The organism is Frigoribacterium sp. PhB116, from assembly GCF_004364285.1.
Classification (GTDB): Bacteria; Actinomycetota; Actinomycetes; order Actinomycetales; family Microbacteriaceae; genus Frigoribacterium.
Map to the genome: position 1 here is coordinate 53,016 of NZ_SOBE01000004.1, position 20,480 is coordinate 73,495.

Annotated in this window: 21 protein-coding genes; 13 read left to right on the plus strand and 8 right to left on the minus strand. The window is 73.6% G+C overall.

Annotated features, from left to right (window positions below; genetic code table 11):
* Window positions 1-153: 153 nt before the first annotated feature.
* The 3 genes from EDF20_RS12925 to EDF20_RS12935 all read left to right on the plus strand — a co-directional run bounded on the left by EDF20_RS12925 (window position 154) and on the right by EDF20_RS12935 (window position 2,653).
* Window positions 154-1,290 (plus strand): septum formation family protein, encoded by a 1,137-nt coding sequence (locus EDF20_RS12925; protein WP_133738950.1) that lies wholly within the window; start codon window positions 154-156, stop codon window positions 1,288-1,290.
* 108 nt (window positions 1,291-1,398) lie between these two features.
* Entirely contained in the window at window positions 1,399-2,025 is a 627-nt protein-coding gene (locus EDF20_RS12930) for a CDP-alcohol phosphatidyltransferase family protein (protein ID WP_166644828.1), read from the plus strand.
* A gap of 49 nt (window positions 2,026-2,074) precedes the next feature.
* Window positions 2,075-2,653: a hypothetical protein gene (locus EDF20_RS12935; protein ID WP_243833488.1), complete on the plus strand. Its 579-nt coding sequence runs from the start codon at window positions 2,075-2,077 to the stop codon at window positions 2,651-2,653.
* 134 nt (window positions 2,654-2,787) lie between these two features.
* Here EDF20_RS12935 and EDF20_RS12940 read toward each other — a convergent pair whose 3' ends face one another.
* A complete protein-coding gene (locus EDF20_RS12940; protein ID WP_133738952.1) occupies window positions 2,788-3,552 on the minus strand; it encodes an aminoglycoside 3'-phosphotransferase in 765 nt (254 codons plus the stop codon).
* An 86-nt stretch (window positions 3,553-3,638) separates the two neighbouring features.
* The gene (locus EDF20_RS12945; protein WP_123547114.1) at window positions 3,639-3,851 is read right to left on the minus strand and encodes a hypothetical protein; all 213 of its coding nucleotides are present in this window, start codon (window positions 3,849-3,851) and stop codon (window positions 3,639-3,641) included.
* 251 nt (window positions 3,852-4,102) lie between these two features.
* On the opposite strand from EDF20_RS12945, the gene EDF20_RS12950 reads away from it, so the two are divergent.
* The 3 genes from EDF20_RS12950 to EDF20_RS12960 are packed head-to-tail and all read left to right on the plus strand — an operon-like array spanning window position 4,103 to window position 7,565.
* Window positions 4,103-5,800 carry a circularly permuted type 2 ATP-grasp protein gene (locus tag EDF20_RS12950; RefSeq protein WP_133738953.1) on the plus strand — a complete coding sequence of 566 codons (1,698 nt, stop codon included), beginning with the start codon at window positions 4,103-4,105 and terminating at the stop codon, window positions 5,798-5,800.
* Window positions 5,794-6,723 (plus strand): alpha-E domain-containing protein, encoded by a 930-nt coding sequence (locus EDF20_RS12955; RefSeq protein WP_133738954.1) that lies wholly within the window; start codon window positions 5,794-5,796, stop codon window positions 6,721-6,723. Before EDF20_RS12950 ends, EDF20_RS12955 begins: the two co-directional genes overlap by 7 nt.
* Window positions 6,720-7,565, plus strand: coding sequence for a transglutaminase family protein (locus EDF20_RS12960; RefSeq protein ID WP_123547111.1), 846 nt, complete (start codon window positions 6,720-6,722; stop codon window positions 7,563-7,565). Before EDF20_RS12955 ends, EDF20_RS12960 begins: the two co-directional genes overlap by 4 nt.
* Window positions 7,566-7,570: 5 nt before the next feature.
* On the opposite strand, the gene EDF20_RS12965 is transcribed toward EDF20_RS12960, so the two are convergent.
* The 4 genes from EDF20_RS12965 to EDF20_RS12980 all read right to left on the minus strand — a co-directional run bounded on the left by EDF20_RS12965 (window position 7,571) and on the right by EDF20_RS12980 (window position 11,319).
* Window positions 7,571-8,509, minus strand: coding sequence for an endo alpha-1,4 polygalactosaminidase (locus EDF20_RS12965; RefSeq protein WP_133738955.1), 939 nt, complete (start codon window positions 8,507-8,509; stop codon window positions 7,571-7,573).
* A gap of 118 nt (window positions 8,510-8,627) precedes the next feature.
* Window positions 8,628-9,347, minus strand: coding sequence for a hypothetical protein (locus EDF20_RS12970; RefSeq protein WP_133738956.1), 720 nt, complete (start codon window positions 9,345-9,347; stop codon window positions 8,628-8,630).
* 119 nt (window positions 9,348-9,466) lie between these two features.
* Window positions 9,467-10,855 (minus strand): MFS transporter, encoded by a 1,389-nt coding sequence (locus EDF20_RS12975; RefSeq protein WP_123547108.1) that lies wholly within the window; start codon window positions 10,853-10,855, stop codon window positions 9,467-9,469.
* A complete protein-coding gene (locus EDF20_RS12980) occupies window positions 10,852-11,319 on the minus strand; it encodes a MarR family transcriptional regulator (RefSeq protein WP_123547107.1) in 468 nt (155 codons plus the stop codon). The genes EDF20_RS12975 and EDF20_RS12980 overlap by 4 nt, the downstream gene beginning before the upstream one ends.
* 143 nt (window positions 11,320-11,462) lie before the next feature.
* On the opposite strand from EDF20_RS12980, the gene EDF20_RS12985 reads away from it, so the two are divergent.
* The 6 genes from EDF20_RS12985 to EDF20_RS13020 all read left to right on the plus strand — a co-directional run bounded on the left by EDF20_RS12985 (window position 11,463) and on the right by EDF20_RS13020 (window position 18,362).
* Entirely contained in the window at window positions 11,463-12,215 is a 753-nt protein-coding gene (locus EDF20_RS12985; RefSeq protein WP_133738957.1) for an SDR family oxidoreductase, read from the plus strand.
* 399 nt (window positions 12,216-12,614) lie between these two features.
* Window positions 12,615-13,292, plus strand: a complete 678-nt coding sequence (locus EDF20_RS12990) for a response regulator transcription factor (protein WP_133738958.1) — start codon at window positions 12,615-12,617, stop codon at window positions 13,290-13,292.
* A complete protein-coding gene (locus EDF20_RS13000) occupies window positions 13,285-15,012 on the plus strand; it encodes a HAMP domain-containing sensor histidine kinase (RefSeq protein ID WP_243833489.1) in 1,728 nt (575 codons plus the stop codon). Before EDF20_RS12990 ends, EDF20_RS13000 begins: the two co-directional genes overlap by 8 nt.
* 263 nt (window positions 15,013-15,275) lie before the next feature.
* Entirely contained in the window at window positions 15,276-15,959 is a 684-nt protein-coding gene (locus tag EDF20_RS13005; RefSeq protein ID WP_123547104.1) for a PepSY domain-containing protein, read from the plus strand.
* A gap of 329 nt (window positions 15,960-16,288) precedes the next feature.
* The gene (locus EDF20_RS13015) at window positions 16,289-17,161 is read left to right on the plus strand and encodes an alpha/beta hydrolase (RefSeq protein WP_133738960.1); all 873 of its coding nucleotides are present in this window, start codon (window positions 16,289-16,291) and stop codon (window positions 17,159-17,161) included.
* Window positions 17,162-17,312: 151 nt separating this feature from the next.
* Complete coding sequence (locus EDF20_RS13020) at window positions 17,313-18,362, plus strand: biotin/lipoate A/B protein ligase family protein (RefSeq protein WP_133738961.1); 1,050 nt, start codon at window positions 17,313-17,315, stop codon at window positions 18,360-18,362.
* 229 nt (window positions 18,363-18,591) lie between these two features.
* On the opposite strand, the gene EDF20_RS13025 is transcribed toward EDF20_RS13020, so the two are convergent.
* Window positions 18,592-18,876 (minus strand): GNAT family N-acetyltransferase, encoded by a 285-nt coding sequence (locus tag EDF20_RS13025; protein WP_123547101.1) that lies wholly within the window; start codon window positions 18,874-18,876, stop codon window positions 18,592-18,594.
* Window positions 18,877-18,935: 59 nt separating this feature from the next.
* On the opposite strand from EDF20_RS13025, the gene EDF20_RS13030 reads away from it, so the two are divergent.
* Complete coding sequence (locus tag EDF20_RS13030; protein ID WP_228506236.1) at window positions 18,936-19,823, plus strand: site-specific DNA-methyltransferase; 888 nt, start codon at window positions 18,936-18,938, stop codon at window positions 19,821-19,823.
* Here EDF20_RS13030 and EDF20_RS13035 read toward each other — a convergent pair.
* Window positions 19,820-20,425 carry a MarR family transcriptional regulator gene (locus EDF20_RS13035; protein WP_123547099.1) on the minus strand — a complete coding sequence of 202 codons (606 nt, stop codon included), beginning with the start codon at window positions 20,423-20,425 and terminating at the stop codon, window positions 19,820-19,822. The genes EDF20_RS13030 and EDF20_RS13035 overlap by 4 nt on opposite strands.
* Window positions 20,426-20,480: the final 55 nt, after the last annotated feature.

A 20,480-nucleotide genomic window follows, 5' to 3' on the forward strand; every position in this document is an offset into this window, starting at 1 on the left:
CGCCCTGCACCTGCAGGGCGCACGCCGTCGTGCGTCCGCCCCCGATCGAGGTCTGTCCGAGGTCGGCGGCGCGGGATACGATCCTCCCGGCGGACGCACCCGGCCCGCCGTCGAGGAGCCGTCGCACCCGGCCCCGCCCGTCAGGAGCAGCCCGTGTCGCCGTCGATCCCTCCCACGCCCGCCGACCTCGAGCGCCTGGCCGGCCTGCTGCGCCACGACCTGACGGGGGCCGAGATCGCCATCGTCCCGTCCGCGTACTCGGCCGACCCGCGTGGGGCGGTCCGGGTCCGTCTCGGTCGCCGCGCGTTCCTCGACCTCGCCGACGACGGCGCCTCCTGGTTCGTCGCGGGCCTCTGGGCCGACCAGGGCGGCGAGACCCCTCCGGGCGAGCGCCGTCGCGAGTTCCTGGCCGTGCCGCTGCAGGCCGAGGCCCCCGTCGTCGCGACCGCGGTCGTCGCCTCCGTCTGGCGCTGGGTCGAGGCGATCGGCGCGCACGAGGCGGACGCTCCGTTCACGCGCACGTCCCGTTCCGCACCTCCCGCCATCCCCGGCCCGGCCGTCTTCGGCGCCCCGGCGCCGGCGCCCTACGCGACGGCACCGGCGCCCTACGCGGCGGCGTCTGCGCCCTCCGCGACGGCCGCGGTCGGTCCTCACGCGCCGACGCCCACGCAGTACGCGTCGTACGCGTCGACCGCGCCCGGCTCCACCTGGCCCGCTTCGTCCGCCCGGCCTCCGCGCCGCCGAAGGGGCCTCCTGATCGGCGGCCTCGTCGCCGCCGGCCTGCTCGTCCTCGCGGGAGGCACCGCTGCCGCGGTCGCCGTCGCGCACTCGGCGGCCGAGCTCGCGTCGGCGTCGACCTCGCCGGGCGACGGGTCGGGCACGACCCAGAGCGCTCCCGGGACGAGCGGGGGCGTGCCCGACACGTCGGCGTTCGACCTCGAGGTGGGCGACTGCTTCGCCTTCGGCCTCGGCGACGCCACGGGCTCGGGCGACGTCGAGGACGTCGACCTGCAGTCGTGCGACGACGAGCACGACAACGAGACCTACCTGGTGTTCGACGCGACGGAGTCGAGCTGGCCGGGCAAGGAGGCCCTGTGGGACGACGCCGACAAGGGCTGCTACGCCGAGTTCGAGTCGTTCGTCGGCATCCCGTGGGACGACTCCGTGGCCGACTTCGGCTACCTGACCCCCACGGAGCAGAGCTGGTCGGAGGGTGACCGCGAGGTGCTCTGCTACGCCTTCATCGACGGCGACACGTCTCCCGGCACCCTCGAGGACTACGGCTACTGACGGGCGCGGTCCCCGGTGTCCGCCGTGGCGCCGCGAGCCGCCGCCTAGGATCGTCACGACGCCTCACCCGGTTCGTCGCCGCCCCGCCCCGTGACCCCAGGAGCCCCCGTGCAGCTCGTCGACCGCCTCTTCCGCACCGACGAGTGGCGGACCGTGCCGAACGCGATCACGGCCCTCCGCCTCCTGCTGCTGCCGGTCTTCGTCGTGCTGATCGTCGGCGAGCACTACTGGTCGTCGATGGTCGTCATCGCGGTCGTGTTCCTCACCGACTTCGTCGACGGCTTCGTCGCGCGCCGCACCCACACCACCTCTGAGCTGGGCGCCTGGCTCGACCCGGTGGCCGACCGGCTCACGGTCATCGTCGTGGTGCTGGCCTTCTGGCTGGGCGGGCTCCTCAGCTGGCCGGTGTTCGTGCTGATCCTGCTGCCCGACGTGGTGCTGAGCCTCGTGGCGCTGATCGCGTTCGGGGGCGCCTCCTTCCCCGTGACGTGGGTGGGCAAGGTCCGCACCGCCCTCATCTTCGTGGGCCTGCTGATGCTGCTCGTCGGCGTCGCCGTGGTGGCCGAGTGGCGCGGCTCCGAGAGCGGCGACGGCCCTGAGGTGCTGGGCCAGCTGCTCGTCGTCGTGAGCAGCTTCGTGCTGCTGCTCGGGCTCGTCGGGCACTACGTCGCCGCCGTGCTCTACGGCCGCGACCTCGCCCGCCGCTGGCGGGCTCGCGGCCGCACCGCCTCCTGACCGGCGTCCGGTCCTCGCCGGCGGACACCGCGCCTCCTAGGCTCGGGGCATGTCGTCGCGCACCCTCGCCGCCGCCCGTGAGCCACGGTCGCCCGTCGCCCTGCTGCTGCCCGGGGCCGGCTACGCGGTCACGGCGCCGCTGCTCGCCTGGTCGGGGGCCGTCCTCGCCGCCCGCGGCTGGCACGTCGAGGCGGTCACCTGGTCGTTCGACGCCCGCTCCGGCGAGGGCGACCCCGTCCCGCTGATCGAGGAGGAGGCGGTCGCGGCTCGCGAGTCGGCCCGCGCCGCCGGGGCGCACGGCCCGTGCGTCGTCGTGGCCAAGTCGCTCGGCACGCTCGCCTTGCCGTGGGCGCTCCGCGAGGGCCTCGCCGGCGCGTGGCTCACGCCGCTCAGCACCGACGGCGCCGTCCGGACGGCGCTCGCCGACGCCGGCCCGGAGCACCTCGTCGTGGCCGGCGACGCCGACCCGTTCTGGCGGCCCGCCGAGCTGGTGACCCGAGCAGACGTCGTCACCGTCCCGGGGGCCGATCACGGGCTCACGCTCGGCGACGACTGGCGTGCGTCGCTCGCGGCCCAGTCCGCCGTCTTCGAGCGGCTCGACGCCTGGGCTGCGCAGTCCGACGCGTAGTCGGCGGGTTCCCGTCGTCGACGGCGGGTCAGCGCTGACCCGCCACGGGCGACGGGAACCCGCCGCACACGACCCGGACCCGCCGCGGGCGACGACGACCCGCCGGCTCCGCAGGGCCTCCTGCGGGCAGCGCCTCAGGTCGCGTTCCAGAGCCCCCGGTAGAAGGCGGTCCGCACCGGGTCGGGGTCGATCCCGTAGGCGTCGAGCCAGACGGCGTCCCAGCCGGGGCCGTAGTTCCACTCGAGGCTCATCGTCGCGACGGCGATGTCGGCCCAGCGGTCGGCGACCCCGAGCGCGTCGAGGTCGACGTGGCCCGACCACGTCCCGTCGTCGAGCAGCAGCGTGTTCGGCACGCACGCGTCGCCGTGGCAGACCACGAGCCGGTCGACCTCGGGGGCCGGCCCCAGCGAGTCGGGGTGCGACGAAGGAGGCGCGGTGCGCGCTCGCGCACTCGTCGCGATCCGGTCCTCCACCGACCAGCTGAACGGGCAGTCGTCCACCGGCAGGGCGTCGTGCAGCACGCGGAGCCCGTGCCCCGCCGCCCGCACCGCCCGCTCCGGGTCGCGCACCCACCGCAGGTCCACGGCGCTGCGGCCCGGCAAGCCCGCGGTCACGAGGTGGTCGCCCTCGTCGTCGCTGCCGATCTCGAGCACCCGCGGCACGACGGCGTGCTCGACGGCCCAGCGCAGGCGCATCTCCTCGGCGTGCAGGTCGAGCCCGCTGCCGTGCGGCGCCCACTTGGCGAACCGCCGGCCGGGACCGTCCCCGAGGCGGTACGTCACGCCTCCTGCCTCGTTCAGCCACACCGGCGTGACGGTGTCGCCGTCGGCCGCGGCGAGCACGGGATCCGGCACCACGAGGAGGCGGTCGTCACCGGCCGAGGACGCGTCGGGGATCATCCGCCCACGCTACGGCAGCGCCCGCGCACACGACGAGGCCCGCCCCGCTCAGCGGGACGGGCCTCGTCGACGTACGTGCGCTCAGATCAGCGCGAGGCCTTCTTGGCCTTCTTGATCGCGGCCTTGCGGGCGACGGCGACGTTCTTCTTGGCGCTCTTGCGCGCCTTCTTCACCTGGGGGTCGTTCCAGAACGAGCCGACGTAGCCCGAGATCTGCTTGTAGCGACCGTGCCCCGCCTTCGCGCCGAAGGTGTAGGCGATGAACGCGATGATGGCGATGAGCAAGAATCGGAAACTCATGGGTCCTCCCAGGGAACGTTGACGTGTTGCCTCGACGGTAGTCCCCGCGCCTGTGCGGCGTCTCGCCCGTGCGGATGAGACCGCCGAGGACTCGCTCGGCGGCTCGCCCGGGCCCCGCCCGGGCCCCGCCGAGCCCAGACCAGGCCCGACCAGGCCCCGATCAAGCCCCGACGGGGCCCGGCCGGGAGTCCCGTCCCCGCCCGCAACCGCCCGGAAACACCCTCGCAACACCCCGTCAGTAGCGTCGAGCCATGGCAGACCTCTTCGACCGCTACGCCGCGGCGACCCCGGCCAGGGGCTCCTCCGCGAGGCAGCCGGCGCTCGCCTGGGACGAGATGTTCGCCTCGGACCGCGAGGTCCGTCGGGCTTACCAGGAGATCCACGCGACCCTCGAGGGCATGACGCAGGACGACCTCCGCGGCCGCACCGCGGCCCTCGCCGACTCGTACCTCGCGCAGGGCGTCACCTTCGACTTCGCCGGCGAGGAGCGACCGTTCCCCCTCGACGCGGTGCCCCGCGTGATCGAGCACGACGAGTGGCTGGACGTCGAGAAGGGCGTGAAGCAGCGGGTCAAGGCGCTGGAGGCTTTCCTCGCCGACGTCTACGGGCCGCAGCGGGCCGTCGCCGACGGGGTGATCCCCGCGGGGCTCATCACGAGCTCGAGCCACTTCCACCGCCAGGCCGCGGGCATCGACCCGGCGAACGGCGTGCGCATCCAGGTCAGCGGCATCGACCTGATCCGTGACGAGGCCGGCGCCTGGTGCGTCCTCGAGGACAACGTCCGCGTGCCCAGCGGGGTCAGCTACGTGATCTCGAACCGCCGGGTGATGGCACAGACGCTGCCCGAGCTCTTCGTCTCGATGAAGGTGCGCCCCGTGGGCGACTATCCCGCCCGCCTCCTCGCGGCCCTCAAGAAGAGCGCGCCGTCGGGGGTCGACGAGCCGACGGTGGTCGTGCTGACCCCCGGGGTCTTCAACTCGGCGTACTACGAGCACACCCTGCTGGCCCGGCTGATGGGCGTCGAGCTCGTCGAGGGCCGCGACCTCTACTGCTCGGGCGGCCGCGTCTTCATGCGCACGACGGGCGGCCCCGAGCGGGTCGACGTGATCTACCGACGGGTCGACGACGAGTTCCTCGACCCGCTGCAGTTCCGTGCCGACTCGGTGCTCGGATCGCCCGGCCTGCTGATGGCCGCGCGCCTCGGCACCGTCACCATCGCGAACGCGGTGGGCAACGGCGTCGCCGACGACAAGCTCGTCTACACGTACCTGCCCGAGCTGATCCGGTACTACCTGGGCGAGGAGGCGCTGCTGCCGAACGTGCGGACCTGGCGCCTCGAGGATCCCGGCGCCCTCGAGGAGGTGCTCGACCGCCTCGACGAGCTCGTGGTCAAGCCGGTCGACGGCTCCGGCGGCAAGGGCCTCGTCGTGGGGCCGGCCGCGAGCCGACGCGAGCTCGACGAGCTCCGCACCCGCCTGCAGCAGGACCCGCGCGGCTGGATCGCTCAGCCCGTCGTGCAGCTGAGCACCATCCCCACCCTCGTCGACGACGGCCTGCAGCCCCGCCACGCCGACCTCCGGCCCTTCGCCGTGCACGACGGCGACGACGTCTGGGTGCTGCCGGGCGGGCTGACGCGCGTGGCCCTGCCCGCGGGCCAGCTCGTCGTGAACAGCAGCCAGGGAGGCGGGTCGAAGGACACCTGGATCGTCGGCGGCGACGTGGCGGCCTGGGCAGGCCACGACGTGAGCGCCCTCATCGCGGAGCAGACGACGCCGACGCAGTCGATCCCGGTGATCACGCCGGAAGCGGCGGCTGCGGCAGCCGCCGCGGCGGACCACACGCCCGACCACGCCCCGCAGGACGACCCCCGCAACGACCAGCAGGCCCAGCAGCAGCAACAACGGGTCGACGACGGACCCGCCACCACGACCGAAGGACGACCATGCTGAGCCGCATCGCCGAGAGCCTCTTCTGGATCGGCCGGTACATCGAGCGGTCCGACGGGACGGCGCGCATCCTCGACGTGCACCTGCAGCTGCTGCTCGAGGACCCGTGGATCGACGAGGACACCGCCTGCCGCAGCCTCCTCTCGGTGATGGGCAGCGAGGCGGCCTCCGACGTGGCTCTCACCCGCGGCGACGTGCTCGCGCGGCTGGCCGTCGACCGGCACGACCCGGCCTCGATCGCGTACTCGCTCGGCGCCGCCCGCGAGAACGCGCGGCGGGCCCGCGAGATCGTCTCGACCGAGCTGTGGGAGTGCCTCAACACGACCCGCGCCCGCATGCCGCGCAAGGTCGCGGGCGACAAGGTTCACGAGTTCTTCGCCTGGGTGCGGGAGCGCAGCGCGCTCGCCGTCGGCATCATCGAGAGCGCCACGAGCCGCGACGAGGTGTGGCAGTTCTTCACCCTGGGCCGCTCGATCGAGCGAGCCGACATGACGGCGCGGCTGCTCGCCACGCGCACGCTGACCGAGGCGTCGGGGCCGTCGTGGACGACGATCCTCCGCTCGTGCGGCGCCTACGAGGCCTACCTGCGCACCTACCGGGGCGTGCCGAGCGCCCGCAACGCGGCGGAGTTCCTGCTGCTCGACCGGTTGTTCCCGCGCAGCGTGATGTTCGCGGTCAGCCGCGCCGAGGCGTGCCTCCGCGAGGTCGAGCCGTCGAACGGGCGGGTGATCGCGACCGACGGGGGAGTGCGGATCCTCGGGCAGATGCGCAGCGAGCTCGAGTTCCGGCCGATCGGCGACATCCTCGACGACCTCCCGGCCCAGATGGACGCCGTCCAGGCGGCGACGAGCGCCGCCTCCGAGGCGATCAGGCAGCGGTACTTCCCGACCAGCGCGGCCCCGACCTGGGTCGGTGAGCGATCGTGAGCCGGCTGCGGATCCGCCACCACACCGGCTTCTCGTACGCCGGCGAGGCCGTCGCGAGCTACAACGAGGCGCGCATGCTGCCGGCGCACGCCGAAGGGCAGTTCGTCCTCTCGTCGCACCTCCGCATCGACCCCGCCGCGGGCACCCACGAGTACGTCGACTACTGGGGCACCCGGGTGTCGGCGTTCGAGGTGCTGCTGCCGCACCGGCAGCTGTCGCTGACGGCGACGTCGACCGTCGAGCTGCGGCCGGTGCTGCACCCCGAGACGACGACGGGCTGGGACGACCTCGCCCGCGTCGCCGGCGCCACCGCCCAGTTCGTCGAGCACCTCGAGCAGACGCCGCTGACGGCGCCGCCGGCCGACCTGGTCGACCTGGCACTCGAGGCGAAGGGGGCGTCGACCTCGCCCTGCTCGACCGCGATGGAGATCTGCCAGAGGGTAGGAGGCGCGGTCCGGTACCTGCCGGGCGTCACCAACGTGAAGACGACGGCCGCCGAGAGCTGGGCCGCCCGGGCCGGGGTCTGCCAGGACATCGCGCACGTGACCGTGGGGGCGCTCCGCGCGGCGGGGATCCCGGCGCGGTACGTCAGCGGCTACCTGCACCCGCGGCCGTCGGCCGAGCTGCGCGAGACGGTCACGGGCGAGTCGCATGCCTGGATCGAGTGGTTCTGCGGCGCCTGGCACGGCTACGACCCCACGAACCTGATCGACATCGGCGACCGGCACGTGGTCGTCGGCCACGGCCGGGACTACCGCGACGTGCCGCCGCTGCGCGGGGTCTACGCGGGGTCGGGCGCGTCGTCGCTGTTCGTGACCGTGGAGATCACGCGCGAGGCGTAGCCGGCTCAGCAGCGAGCGAACGAGTACCCGGGGTCGTCGGCCGGCACCAGGTCGCGGTCGCGCACGACCGTGCTGCGCGGGGTCGACTCCCGCGAGCAGAGCCCCTCGACCGTGTCGCGGAGGTCGTCCATGTACTCGATCGCGAGCACGCCGTCGCCGTACACGTCCGTGAAGGCCCCGCACTCGGAGTACAGGTCGCACTCCTCGACGACGGCGAAGTCGAAGCCGATCTCGTCACGGCCGCGCGCCTCCAGCTCTGCGGTGTTCTTCTGGCCGGCGGCGAGGCCTGCCTGGTGGGTGCGCGCGACGAGCAGCGTCGCGAAGGCGACCGCGTCGTCGAGGTCGAGTGCGCCGTCGGAGCGGCTGTACGAGTCGAGGTTGTCGAACTCGACCGCGTCGAAGCCGGCCGCCGCGCAGCCGTCGATGACCGGCGCCTGCAGCTCGGCCAGCGCCTCCCTGGCCTCGGCTGTGGAGGTGTCGAAGAGGTGCTCGTCCGGCCAGCCGGGGTCGACGAGCAGCCCGCCGGAGGCGTCGTGCAGCAGCAGGGACTCTGGCCAGACCGCGCCGGGCTGCGTCTGGAACCCGTTCACGTAGCAGATGTCGAACCCTGCGCCGGCGGGCTCGTCGGTGCTGTCGCGGGCGACGACCGTCACGCCGTCGGGCACGGGGGAGGCACCGCCGAGCTGGTAGTCGAAGCCGGCTCCGGCGGGCCAGAGGTCGGCGTCGGAGGCGCGTGCCGGGCCGGCAGCACCGGTCGCCCCCGCGGTCGCGGCGCCTGCACCGGCTGCGGCGCCTGCTCCGCTCGTCGTCGCCGGCGTCGTGGCCGAGCAGCCGGCGAGCCCGACCACGAGCGCCGTCGCGGCGGCGACTGTCGCGACCACGGCCGCGGCTCCGGCGGCACGGCCCGACCGCTCGCGCGGGGAAGTCCGTCGACGTTCGTCCATGCCGCGAGCCTAGGTCAGCCCGGTCGGACGCCGGACGCCTCGGCGCGTCGGCGATGGATGCCCCATTCGGGACGAGATGCCACGGGGCCCGCCGCCATGTCGTCCCGTTCCCGTCATCTCAGAGCCGAGGGGCGACGGGCTCGATGTCGCCGGGGGTCACCGCCGTACCGACGGGCACGGCTTCGTCGCGAGCTGCGGCGGGGGCGCTCACCACGTCGGGGACGCCTGAGCCAGCGGCGGTCGACCGAGCAGTGGTGCCCCGCCCGCCGGTCGTCGAGCGGACCGCCGCGACCGACCGCGCCACGGCGGCCGCGACCGACGTGGTCGCCGCGCGCTGCGCCGTCGAGGCGTGCTGCCCCGCACGACGCGTCGCGGCACCGGCGGCTCGTCGGGCCGTCGCCGCGTGGCGGTGTGCGGCGGTCCGGGCCGCGGACAGCGAGGCGGGGCCGCCGACGGAGGCGGCGGCCGTGCGAGCAGGCACGACGGACGTCGTGACCGGCGACGCCGACCCGGGCACCGCCTCCTGCGCGGGGGTCACGACGGTCGGGGGAGGCGGCGACGAGGTGGGGGAGAGCGCGGGGGCGAGGCGGTCAGCGGGTGCGGCCGTCGACGGGGCCGACGAGCCCTCCGCGGGCAGCCGTCCGAGCAGGCGGTCGGCCAGAGCGACGAGCAGCACGACCACGCCGCCGACGACGAGCGCGGACGCCAGCAGAAGGAACGAGACCGCGACGTAGTCGTAGGCGCCGTCGACGGCGCGGGCGTCCGCTGCCAGGCCGAGCGCGCCTCCGGCGACGACGGCGGCGAGAGCCGCTGCCGCGCACCGCGCTGTCCTGCCCATGTCCGGACCTTCCACGACGGGACGCCGCGGGGCCGGATCAGACCCGAGGACTCGTCATGGGCGGACTGTACGCCGGGCGGCCCGACCGTGGTAGCCCCTTGCGCTCAGCGGCCACGCGTTCACGACGTGCGCGACGTGACCTCGTCGGCGGCCAGCACGGCGGCGGCCTCGTCGCGCCGCTCGCGCGCGGGCCTGCCGCCGTCGCCGTCGTGCTCGACGGTGAAGTGCGGCACGAGCCGCGGGGCGATCCGACGCACGACCCCGGCGTCCGAGGCCGCGGCGACCGGTGCCACGCGCCGCACCCGCAGGTGCTGTCGGCGCACGAGCCAGACGACGGCGATCCCTGCGGCGACGAAGCCGGCCGCGGCGCCGACGCCGATCGCCCAGCGGGGCCCGGCCGTGTCGGCGACCCAGCCCACGATCGGGGCGCCGAGCGGCGTGCCGCCCGTGAAGATCGCCATGTAGAGCGCCATCACACGACCGCGCATCTCGGGGGCGGTCGACAGCTGCACCGTGCTGTTGGCCGTGGTCATCAGGGTGATCGACGACAGCCCGACGGCGACCAGCACGGCGGCGAACGTCCAGTAGCTGGGCATCAGCGCGGCGACGGTGCAGGTCACCCCGAAGGAGGCGGCGGCCAGCACCAGCACGCGCATCCGCGGGCGCTCCCGTCGCGCCGAGAGCAGGGCGCCGGTCAGCGACCCCACCGCGATGCACGACGAGAGCAGGCCGAACCCGCTGGCGTCGACGCCGAACTCGACGCTCGCCATCGTCGACGTGAAGATCGGGAAGTTGAGGCCGAAGGTGCCGATCACGAAGATCATCGTGAAGACGACGAGCAGGTCGGGCCGCCCCTTCACGTAGCGGAACCCCTCCCTGATCTGTCCCTTCGCCCGCGACACAGGCGGCTTGTGCTCGAGCTGCGACACCCGGATGAACCGCAGCGACAGCAGCACCGCGGCGAACGAGGCCGCGTTGATCAGGAAGACCCAGCCGGTGCCCACGCTCGCGATCAGCACGCCGGCGACGGCCGGGCCGAGGAGGCGCGCGCCGTTGAACGAGGCCGAGTTCAGCGAGACGGCGTTCGAGAGGTGACCCGGGGGGACGAGCTCCGAGACGAAGCTCTGTCGGATCGGGGCGTCGATCGCGTTCACCGTGCCGAGCAGGAGCGCGAAGACCCACACCATCCAGAGCTGCGCGACGTCGGTGAGCACGAGCAGGCCGAGGGCCAGGCCGAGCAGGGCCATCGTGCCCTGGGTGAGCATGAGCATGCGGCGCCGGTCGAACCGGTCGGCGATGAGGCCGGTGACGGGCACGAGCAGGATGGGCGGCGCGAACTGCAGCGCCATGGTGATGCCGACCGCGGTCGCGTCGTGGTCGGTGAGGTGGGTGAGCACGAGCCAGTCCTGCGCGGTGGCCTGCATCCACGTGCCCGTGTTCGAGACGAGCGCGCCGCCGAACCAGAGCCGGTAGTTGTAGAGGCCGAGCGAGCGGAACATCGCGCTCACGACCGGGTCAGCTTCCGGAGGATCTCGGTGGCGTCGGCCAGGGTGCGGCGCTCGTCGGCGGTCAGCGCGGCCAGCCGCGGCACCAGCCACTCGTCGCGGCGGCGTCGGGTCTCGAGCACGAACGCGGCACCCGCCTCCGTCGTCTCGAGCACCACCCGGCGACGGTCGTCGTCGTCGACCCGACGGCTGACCAGGCCGGCGTCGACGAGCTTGCCGACCGTGCGGTTCATCGACGGGGGAGTGACGCCCTCGTGCTCGGTCAGGGCGCCGATGGTGAGCGGCTGCTCCTGGAAGACGTAGCCGAGGGCCGTCATCTGCGCGTCGGAGACGTCGACGTCGGCCTTCTGCTGGCGCATCCGGCGGGCGAGGCGGAGCACGGAGCCGCGCACGTCGGAGGCGAGCTGGGCGTGCGGGACGGTGCGACGTGCAGGTGCTGCAGCTGCGGGTGCGGTGGTCTCGGTCATCTCCCGCCAGCCTAATCATTTAGCTCGCCTAAGTAAACGATCTGCGTCGATGTGCGACACCTGTTGCCGTCAGGTCAATGCAGGCGTATCGTCGAGGACGGCTCATCGAGGAGTCCCACACGACACGAGGAAGAAGCGACAGCATGGGCAAGTTCAGCGGCAAGACGGCGATCGTGACCGGCGGCGGGAGCGGCATCGGCGCCGAGGTCTCGCGCCAGCTCGCGGCGGAGGGCGCGTCGGTCGTCGTGACCGACATCAACGTCGAGGCGGCACAGCGCATCGTCGACGAGATCACCTCGGCCGGCGGCACCGCTGCCCCCTTCGAGCAGAACACCGCGAAGTGGGAGCAGTCGGAGGCGGCCGTCGCGTTCGCGAAGGAGACCTACGGGGCCCTGCACCTCGCGGTCAACAACGCCGGCATCGGCGCCGCGCCGCAGACCATCGGCGACTACGACATCGCTGCCTGGGACAGGGTCCGCTCGGTCGACCTCGACGGCGTCTTCTACGGCCTCAAGTTCCAGCTGCCCGCGATGGTGGAGGCCGGCGGCGGAGCCGTCGTCAACATGGCCTCCGTGCTCGGCTCGGTCGGCATCGCGAAGAACGCGGCCTACGTCACGAGCAAGCACGCCCTGATCGGCCTGACCAAGGTCGCGGCGCTCGAGTACACGGCACAGGGCGTCCGCACCAACGCCGTGGGCCCAGGGTTCATCGACACGCCGCTCGTCCGCTCGTCGATGTCGGCCGACGAGCTGCACGCCCTCGAGGGCCAGCACGCGTCGGGCCGCCTCGGCACCGACTCCGAGGTCGCGGCGCTCGTGCTGTTCCTCCTCAGCCCCGAGGCGTCGTTCATCTCGGGCAGCTACCACCTCGTCGACGGCGGCTACTCGGCGCACTAGCACTCGCGTTCCCGCTCTCCCGGCTGCGTGAGCGGGGTGCGGCGGGTTCCCGTCGTCCGCGGCGGGTCCGCGCTGACCCGCCGGCGGCGACGGGAACCCGCCGCACTTCCTCCCGGGCGTGCAGGAGGCGCGGGCCGGCCCCTTGAGGCCGCCCCGCACCTCCTTCGCACGCGCACGACCCCCGATCAGCTCGAGGGCGCGTCATCCGGGTCGAGGGCGGGTTCCGAACGACCCGCCCTCGACCCGGAAGACCCGCCCTCGACGTACGCAGCACTGCGCGCGGCATTGCGTGCGGCCGCTCCGGCGCGGCAGCACTGCGCACCGCCGCTTCAGCCCCGCTTCAGCGCGCCCGCGCCAGGATGGGCACGCGGGCAGGGTGCGCGCGAGGAAGGGGCGGTCGTGCGCGTGCTCGTCGTCGAGGACCAGCCGACGCTGGCCGAGGGGCTCCGCGTCGGGCTCGAGGCCGAGGGCATGGCCGTCGACGTGGCGGGCACCGGCACCGACGCGCTCTGGCGCACGCGCGAGGGCAGCTACGACGTGGTCGTCCTCGACATCATGCTGCCCGGCATGAGCGGCTACGCCGTCTGCCGGGCGATGCGCGAAGGAGGCGACTGGACGCCGGTCATCATGCTCACGGCCAAGGACGGCGAGTGGGACCAGGTCGAGGCCCTCGACACCGGTGCCGACGACTACCTCACCAAGCCGTTCTCGTTCGCGGTGCTGCTCGCCCGCCTCCGTGCGCTCGTCCGTCGCGGGGCCCGGGAGCGTCCGGTCGTGCTCGAGGCCGGCGACCTGCGGCTCGACCCGGCGTCGCGCGACGTCCGCCGGGGAGACGAGCAGATCGAGCTGACGAGCCGCGAGTTCGCCGTGCTGGAGTTCCTGATGCGCCGTGCCGGCAGCGTCGTCACGAAGCGCGAGGTGCTCGACGGCGTCTGGAACGACGACTTCGAGGGCGACCCGAACATCGTCGAGGTGTACGTCCGGCACCTCCGCAACAAGGTCGACCGGCCCTTCGGCCGCGAGTCGATCGTCACCCTGCGCGGCGCCGGCTACCGGCTGGAGGCGCGGGGTGGCTGACGACGCCGGTCGCGTCGGCCGCGGTGGTCGCCCGACCCGCCCTGGTCACCCGGCTCGCACCGGTCGCCGTGGCTCGCTGCGCCTCCGCATCACCGCGGCCGCCGTGCTCGCCGTGGCGCTCACGCTCGGCGCGTTCGCGCTCGTCTTCGCGCTGGTGCAGCAGGCCGTGCTCGCGGACGCCCCGCGCTCGGCCGCGTCCGCCGACGTCGACCGTGCCGTGGCCGCGCTCGCGGGCGGGTCGAGCCCGGCCGTCGCCGTCTCCGGCGACGCCGACGGAGCGCTCGTGGCCGTCTTCGACTCCGCGGGGCAGCTCGTCGCGACGGGCGGCGACGACGACCTCGCCGCCTCCGCGCGACAGCTCGCGGGGGCCGCCTCGGGGAGCCGGGTCTCGCTCGACGGGGACGACTTCGTCGTCGAGACCGACGGTGCCGAGTCGGTGAGCACGACCACGTCGACTCCCTCGCCGTCGTCGAGCCTGAGCGCGAGCGCAGGCCCGAGCGCGAGTCCGTCCCCCGAGCCCGAGCCGGCGGAGTCCTCGTCCGACGACGACGACGCCCTCGACGAGGACGACGCCGCCGAGGCCGCGCGCGACGCGGCCGACGACGCGAGCGACGCCGCCGAGGACGCGAGCGCAGCCGCCGCGGCTGCCGCCGCCGAGGGCGACGACGACCTCGACGTCGAGACCGTCACGACACGATGGGACGTCGTGGCCGCGCGCTCCCTCGACGAGGCGCAGGCCGCCTCCTCGGCCAGCCTGCTGACGCTCGGCGTGGCCGTCCCCGTGGCGCTGCTCGTGCTCGGCGTGACGACCTGGTTCGTGGTCGGGCGGGCGCTGCGCCCGGTCGAGTCGATGCGTCGCGAGGTCGCCGAGGTGACCGCCGCGAACCTGTCGCACCGCCTCGCCGACCCGGGCGGGGGAGACGAGGTGTCGCGGCTCGCCTCGACCCTGAACGGGATGCTCGACCGGCTTGACGCCTCCGCGACCGCGCAGCGGCGCTTCGTCGGCGACGCCTCGCACGAGCTCAAGACGCCGCTCGCGACGATCCGCCAGCACGCCGAGGTCGCGCTGCTGCACCCCGAGCGCATCGACGGGCGGGCGCTGGCCGGCACCGTCCTCGGCGAGGAGGCGCGCCTCACCTCCCTGGTGCAGGGCCTGCTGGTCCTCGCCCGCGCCGACGAGGGCGCGCTCGGCGTCGCCCGCCGCCCGGTCGACCTCGACGACCTCGTGCTGACGGAGGCGGCTCGCCTGCGGTCGGGTGCGGCGACGGGTGCGGGCGGGGGTGCGGCCTCGGGTTCGGGGTCGACCTCGGGCTCGGACGAGCGCGTCGATCGCGGTGTCTCCGTCGACGCCACGGCCGTGGGACCGGCACGGGTGCGCGGCGACGAGGGGCTGCTCGGCCAGGTCGTCCGCAACCTCGTCGCGAACGCCTCCCGGCACGCGCGCTCGGCGGTGGCCGTGGGTCTCGTCGAGACGGCCGACGGTCGCGCGGTGCTCACCGTCGACGACGACGGTGCGGGGGTCGCCACGGACGACCGCGGGCGGATCTTCGAGCGCTTCGTCCGCCTCGACGAGGCCCGCGACCGCGACGCCGGGGGCAGCGGCCTCGGCCTCGCCATCGTCGCCGAGATCGTGCGCGTGCACGGAGGCGAGGTGCGGGTCGAGACGTCGCCCCTCGGCGGCGCCCGCTTCGTGGTCGACCTGCCCGCCGACCCGGCCTGACCTGCGCCGACCTGCCTGCCCGGCCGCGCCTCCTCGTCTCGCCGCTGCAGGGACACCCCGGAGTGGACGATGCACCTCGGAACGACGGGGTGCATCGTCCACAACAGGGTGTGGCGCGCAGCGACGGGTGACAAGTGACCGGTGACGGGCGGGCGGCGACGCTCGCTGAACGTTCCTTCAGGTCGCTTCAGGGGCGCTTCAGCGCCTGCCCGAGACAGTGGGGTCATCGCTCGACAGAGCACCACCCGCCGCACCGCGGCCCCATGATCGGAGTCACCGTGAAGAACGTCCTGAAGAGCAAGAAGTCCCTCCTCGTCGCCGGCGGGATCGTCGGGATCCTCGTGCTGGGCGGCGGCGGCGTGGCCGTCGCCTCGACCCTCGACGACCGCGTCGGCGGCGCGGCGAACGACCGGGCGCAGGAGGCGGCGCTCGCCGAGACCGGCGGAGGAACCGTCACCGACGTCGACCGTCTCGACGACGGCCTGCCCGGCTACGAGGTCGACGTCGTGCTGCCCGACGGCCGCGAGAGCACCGTGCTGCTGGGCGACGACTTCAGCGTCTCCTCGTCGCGCATCGACGACGACAGCGCCGGCCGTGACGACAGCTCCGGCCGTGACGACCGCGACGGCGACGACGACTCCGGCCGCGACGGCCGCGGCGACGACGACCTCTCCGACGACTCGACGGCCACGCCCGGCTCCTCGAGCACACCCGGCTCCGGCAGCACCTCGGGCGGCGACGACGACCTCGTCGGAACCGACTTCGACCAGGCCGCCGCGGCCGCGATCGCCGCTGCCGGCGGGGGCACCGTGACCGACGCCGACCGCAGCGACGACGGCGACACCGCCTACGAGGTCGACGTGCGCCTCGACGACGGGACCGAGGTCGACGTCGACCTCGACGCCTCCTTCGGGGTGCTCCGCACCGACGTCGACGACCGCCGCTGACCTGCCCGGCGCGCTCCGCGCCTCCTCCGCACCCTCCGGACCCGCGCACGCCCCCGTGCGCGCCGGAGGGTGCGCGGCGTCGGCTCCGGGCTCCGGGCTCCGGGCTCCGGGCTCCGGGCTCCGGACTCCGTTCCTGGCTCCAGTTCCGGTTCCGGCTCCGGTTCCGGTTCCGGTTCCGGTTCCGAAAATGCCGACTGTTCGGGCCCTGCTTGGGCTGCAACACCGCGATATCCGGTGCTCGCAGCCCTTCCGGTCGGGTTCTGCAGCCCGAGTCGCCCCTGGCGCCGGGCCCGCCGGCAGGAGCCGCCCGACGATGCGAGGATGACACCGTGCCCACCTTCTCCGCCGCGCGAGGCGACCACACGTTCGTCGACGCCCACGGCGTCACCGTCCACTGGTACGTCTGGCGGGCGGCCGACCCGCGCGGCTCGGTCCAGCTGATGCACGGCGTCGGCGAGCACGCGCTCCGCTACGAGGAGCTGGCGCAGCACCTCGTCCGCGCGGGCTGGACCGTCTACGCCGACGACCACCTCGGCCACGGCGCGACCGGCCTCGGCCAGCACGGCGGCGACCACACGAAGCTCGGCCGCCTCGGCCCGTCGGGGCTGCGGGGAGCGGTGGAGGCGGTCGTCCAGTTCACGGGGATCATCCGCGACGACGCACCCGGCCTCCCCCTCGTGGCGCTCGGCCACTCCTGGGGGTCGCTGATGCTCCAGAAGATCGTCGACGAGCGGGCCTCGCTCTACGACGCCGTCGTGCTCAGCGGGACCGCGTACCGGGTGCCCGGCAGCATGAACGGCGGCGATCTCAACGCCCGGCACGCGCACCTCGGCACGACCGGCTTCGAGTGGCTGAGCCGCGACCCGGCGGTCGCGGCCGAGATGGCGGCCGACCCGCTCGCCGTCGACGCGAAGGTCGCGACCCTGTTCGGCTGGCGTGACGCGCTGCGGCTGCTCGGGCGCCCGGCCAAGCAGCTCGACCGCGACGTGCCGCTGCTGATCCTCGTCGGGGGCGACGACCCGCTCGGCGGCGAGGAGAGCGCCCGCAAGCTCGCCGAGGCCTACGTGTCGAGGAGCGGCCTCACGGACGTCGAGCTCGTCGTGTACGACGGCGCCCGGCACGAGGTCTTCAAGGAGACGAACCGGGCCCAGGTCTTCGCCGACCTCGTCGCGTGGCTCGACGCGCGCCTCCCGCGCCCCTGACCCTGACCTCTCTCAAATTTGAGAGTCATCCGTCCCTCAACGGCCCGTGAGCCCTGGAGGCGCGGCGTGCAAGCACGGATCTCTCTCGCGTTGCGACGCGACCGCCGACGGTCACCATCGACCGCAGACCGTGCAGGCATAGGCTGCAGCCATGCACGGTGAGTACAAGGTCCCTGGCGGCAAGCTCGTGGTGGTCGACCTGGAGGTGCGCGAGGGCCGCATCGCCGAGTTCCGGCTCGCGGGCGACTTCTTCCTCGAGCCCGACACGGCGCTCGACGCCATCGACCGTGCCGTGAACGGCCTGCCGGTCGAGTCCGATGCGGCGTCGATCGCCGCCGCGATCAAGGCGGGCCTCCCCGACGACGCGGTCCTGCTCGGCTTCTCGCCCGACGCGGTCGCGACGGCCATCCGCCGCAGCCTCTCGAAGGCGACCGACTGGCGCGACCACGACTGGCAGATCATCCACGACGCGCCCGTCTCGCCGAACATGCACCTCGCCCTCGACCAGGTCCTGACCGAGGAGGTGGGGGCCGGCCGCCGCCAGCCCACCCTCCGCTTCTGGGAGTGGGACCAGCCCGCCGTCGTCATCGGCAGCTTCCAGTCGCTCCGCAACGAGGTCGACCTCGACGCGGCCGCCGAGCACGGCTTCGAGGTCGTGCGGCGCATCAGCGGAGGCGGCGCCATGTTCATGGACGCCCAGTCGATCGTCACCTACTCGCTCTACGCCCCCGGCGAGCTCGTGCAGGGCATGAGCTTCGCCGACAGCTACGCCTACCTCGACGAGTGGGTCATCACGGCCCTGAAGTCGCTCGGCATCGACGCGTTCTACCAGCCGCTGAACGACATCACGAGCGCGAAGGGCAAGATCGGCGGGGCCGCCCAGAAGCGTCTCGGCAACGGAGCCCTGCTGCACCACGCCACGATGTCGTACGACATGGACGGCGAGAAGATGGTGAAGGTGCTGCGCATCGGCCGCGAGAAGATGAGCGACAAGGGCACCACCAGCGCGGCCAAGCGCGTCGACCCGCTGCGCAGCCAGACCGGGCTGCCGCGCGCCGAGATCATCGAGCGCATGAAGCAGACCTTCACCGGCCTCTACGGCGCCGAGGTAGGCCACGTCACCGACGACGAGCTCCGGGCGGCCGAGCAGCTCGTCACCACGAAGTTCGCGACGCCGGAGTGGCTCCGCCGCGTCCCCTGACCCGAGGAGGCGCGGGCCCGGTCGCCGAGTTCGGTCGCCGGACTGCCGGGCTCGGCCCGAGCCAGCAGATGCCCGAGTGGTCAGCACCTGTCCTTCCCGCGCACGGGAAGGACAGGTGCTGACCACTCGATGTGACGCGCGGGCGTCATGGGTCGGTGCAGCCCGAGCCCGAGCCCGAGGTCGGGCTCGATCCCGAGGTCGGGTCCGGGTCCGTGCCCGAGGCCAGGACCTAGCGGGTCAGGAGCTCCTGGTAGTCGACGTGCTCGTCGACCCAGTCGACGACGAACGGGCACATCGGCACGACGCGCAGCGAGGTCTCGGAGCGGACGTCGTCGAGCGCGCCCTGCACCAGCTGTGCCCCGAGGCCCGCACCGCGGCGGGCGGGCTCGATCTCGGTGTGCGTGAAGCGGATCTCGTCGCCGACGACGTCGTAGGCGGCGAGGCCGATCGTGCTGCCGTCCTCGACGAGGACGTACTGGGCCTGCTCGGGGCGGTTCTCGACTGCTGTGCTCATCCCGACACGGTACGCCGGGTGGCTCGGGGGCTGTCCCCCGGTGCGAGAGGATGGCGACCATGCCCGTCGACTGGACCCGCGCCTCCTCGAGTCTCGTGGTCCACGGCGACAACCTCGACGCGACCGCGACGCTGCCCGACGGCGCGTTCACGGTCGTCTACCTCGATCCGCCCTTCAACACGGGCCGACCCCAGACGCGCCGCTCGACGACGTCGGTGCGCAGCGTGCCCGACTCGGTGACCGCCGTGACGGGCTTCAAGGGGCTCGGCTACGAGCGGATCCGCGGCGACCTGATGCGCTACGACGACCGCTTCGACGACTACTGGTCGTTCCTCGAGCCGCGGCTCGCCGAGGCGTGGCGGCTGCTCGCCGACGACGGCACGCTCTACCTGCACCTCGACTACCGCGAGGCGCACTACGCCAAGGTGCTGCTCGACGCCCTGTTCGGCCGCGACTCGTTCCTCAACGAGATCATCTGGGCCTACGACTACGGCGCCAAGAGCCGCAACCGCTGGCCGACGAAGCACGACACGATCCTCGTCTACGTGAAGAGCCCGAAGGGGTACTTCTTCGACTCGGAGACCGTCGATCGCGAGCCCTACATGGCTCCCGGCTTGGTGACGCCCGAGAAGGTCGCGCGCGGCAAGCTGCCGACCGATGTCTGGTGGCACACGATCGTGTCGCCGACGGGACGCGAGAAGACCGGCTACCCGACGCAGAAGCCCGAGGGGGTGCTGCGGCGCATGGTGCAGGCGTCGTCGCGCGAGGGCGACTGGGTGCTCGACTTCTTCGCCGGCAGCGGCACGCTCGGCGCGGTGGCCGAGGCGCTGGGGCGTCGCTACGTGCTGGTCGACAGCAACGAGGAGGCGGTGGCCGTGATGCGCAGACGCCTCCCGGACGCGACGTTCGTCGTCGCCGAGCCGCCCCGGGCCTCCTCGGCCAGCTAGGCGGTTGCTGCGGGGGCAGGGAGGCGGCCCTCGAGCTCGGCGAGTGCCTCAGCCTCTGCCTCGGCGCGCGCCTCGGCGAGGGCGATCTCGGCGAGGGCGTGGTCGTCGACGTCGACGGCGGCCGTCATGGCCTCGAGGAACGACACGACCGCTGCGGTCTCGTCGGGCGAGAGGCCCTGGGCCGCGGTGATCATGCGGCCGTGCATGCCGGAGAGAGTGTCGGTGACCTCGGCGTGCGTGCCCTCGGTGGCCCGCAGCAGGACGCCGCGCTTGTCGGTGGGGTGGGGCAGGCGCTCGACGTGGCCGCTCGCGACGAGCCGGTTGATGAGCACCGACGTGGACGCGGAGGTGATGGCGAGGTGCTCGGCCAGCACCTTGGCGCTGACGGGCTCGTGCTTGCGGCCGGCCCGGACGAGGAACCGCAGCGCGGCGAGGTCGGTCTCGTTCATCTTCATGCTGTCGCGGGTGCGACGACGCATGTCCGACTCGGCGGCTCGGTAGCGGCGCAGGGCGTTCAGCACGGCGACTCCGCGCTCGCTGGCGCTGGAGCCGTACCAGTACCCCGTCGCGTCGTAGTTACGCCGGGTCGGCTCGGGAGGCATGCTAGAGAGTGTAGCTAAGCCGATCAGGGATTCCCATGCTGCGGGAGGGGTTCCC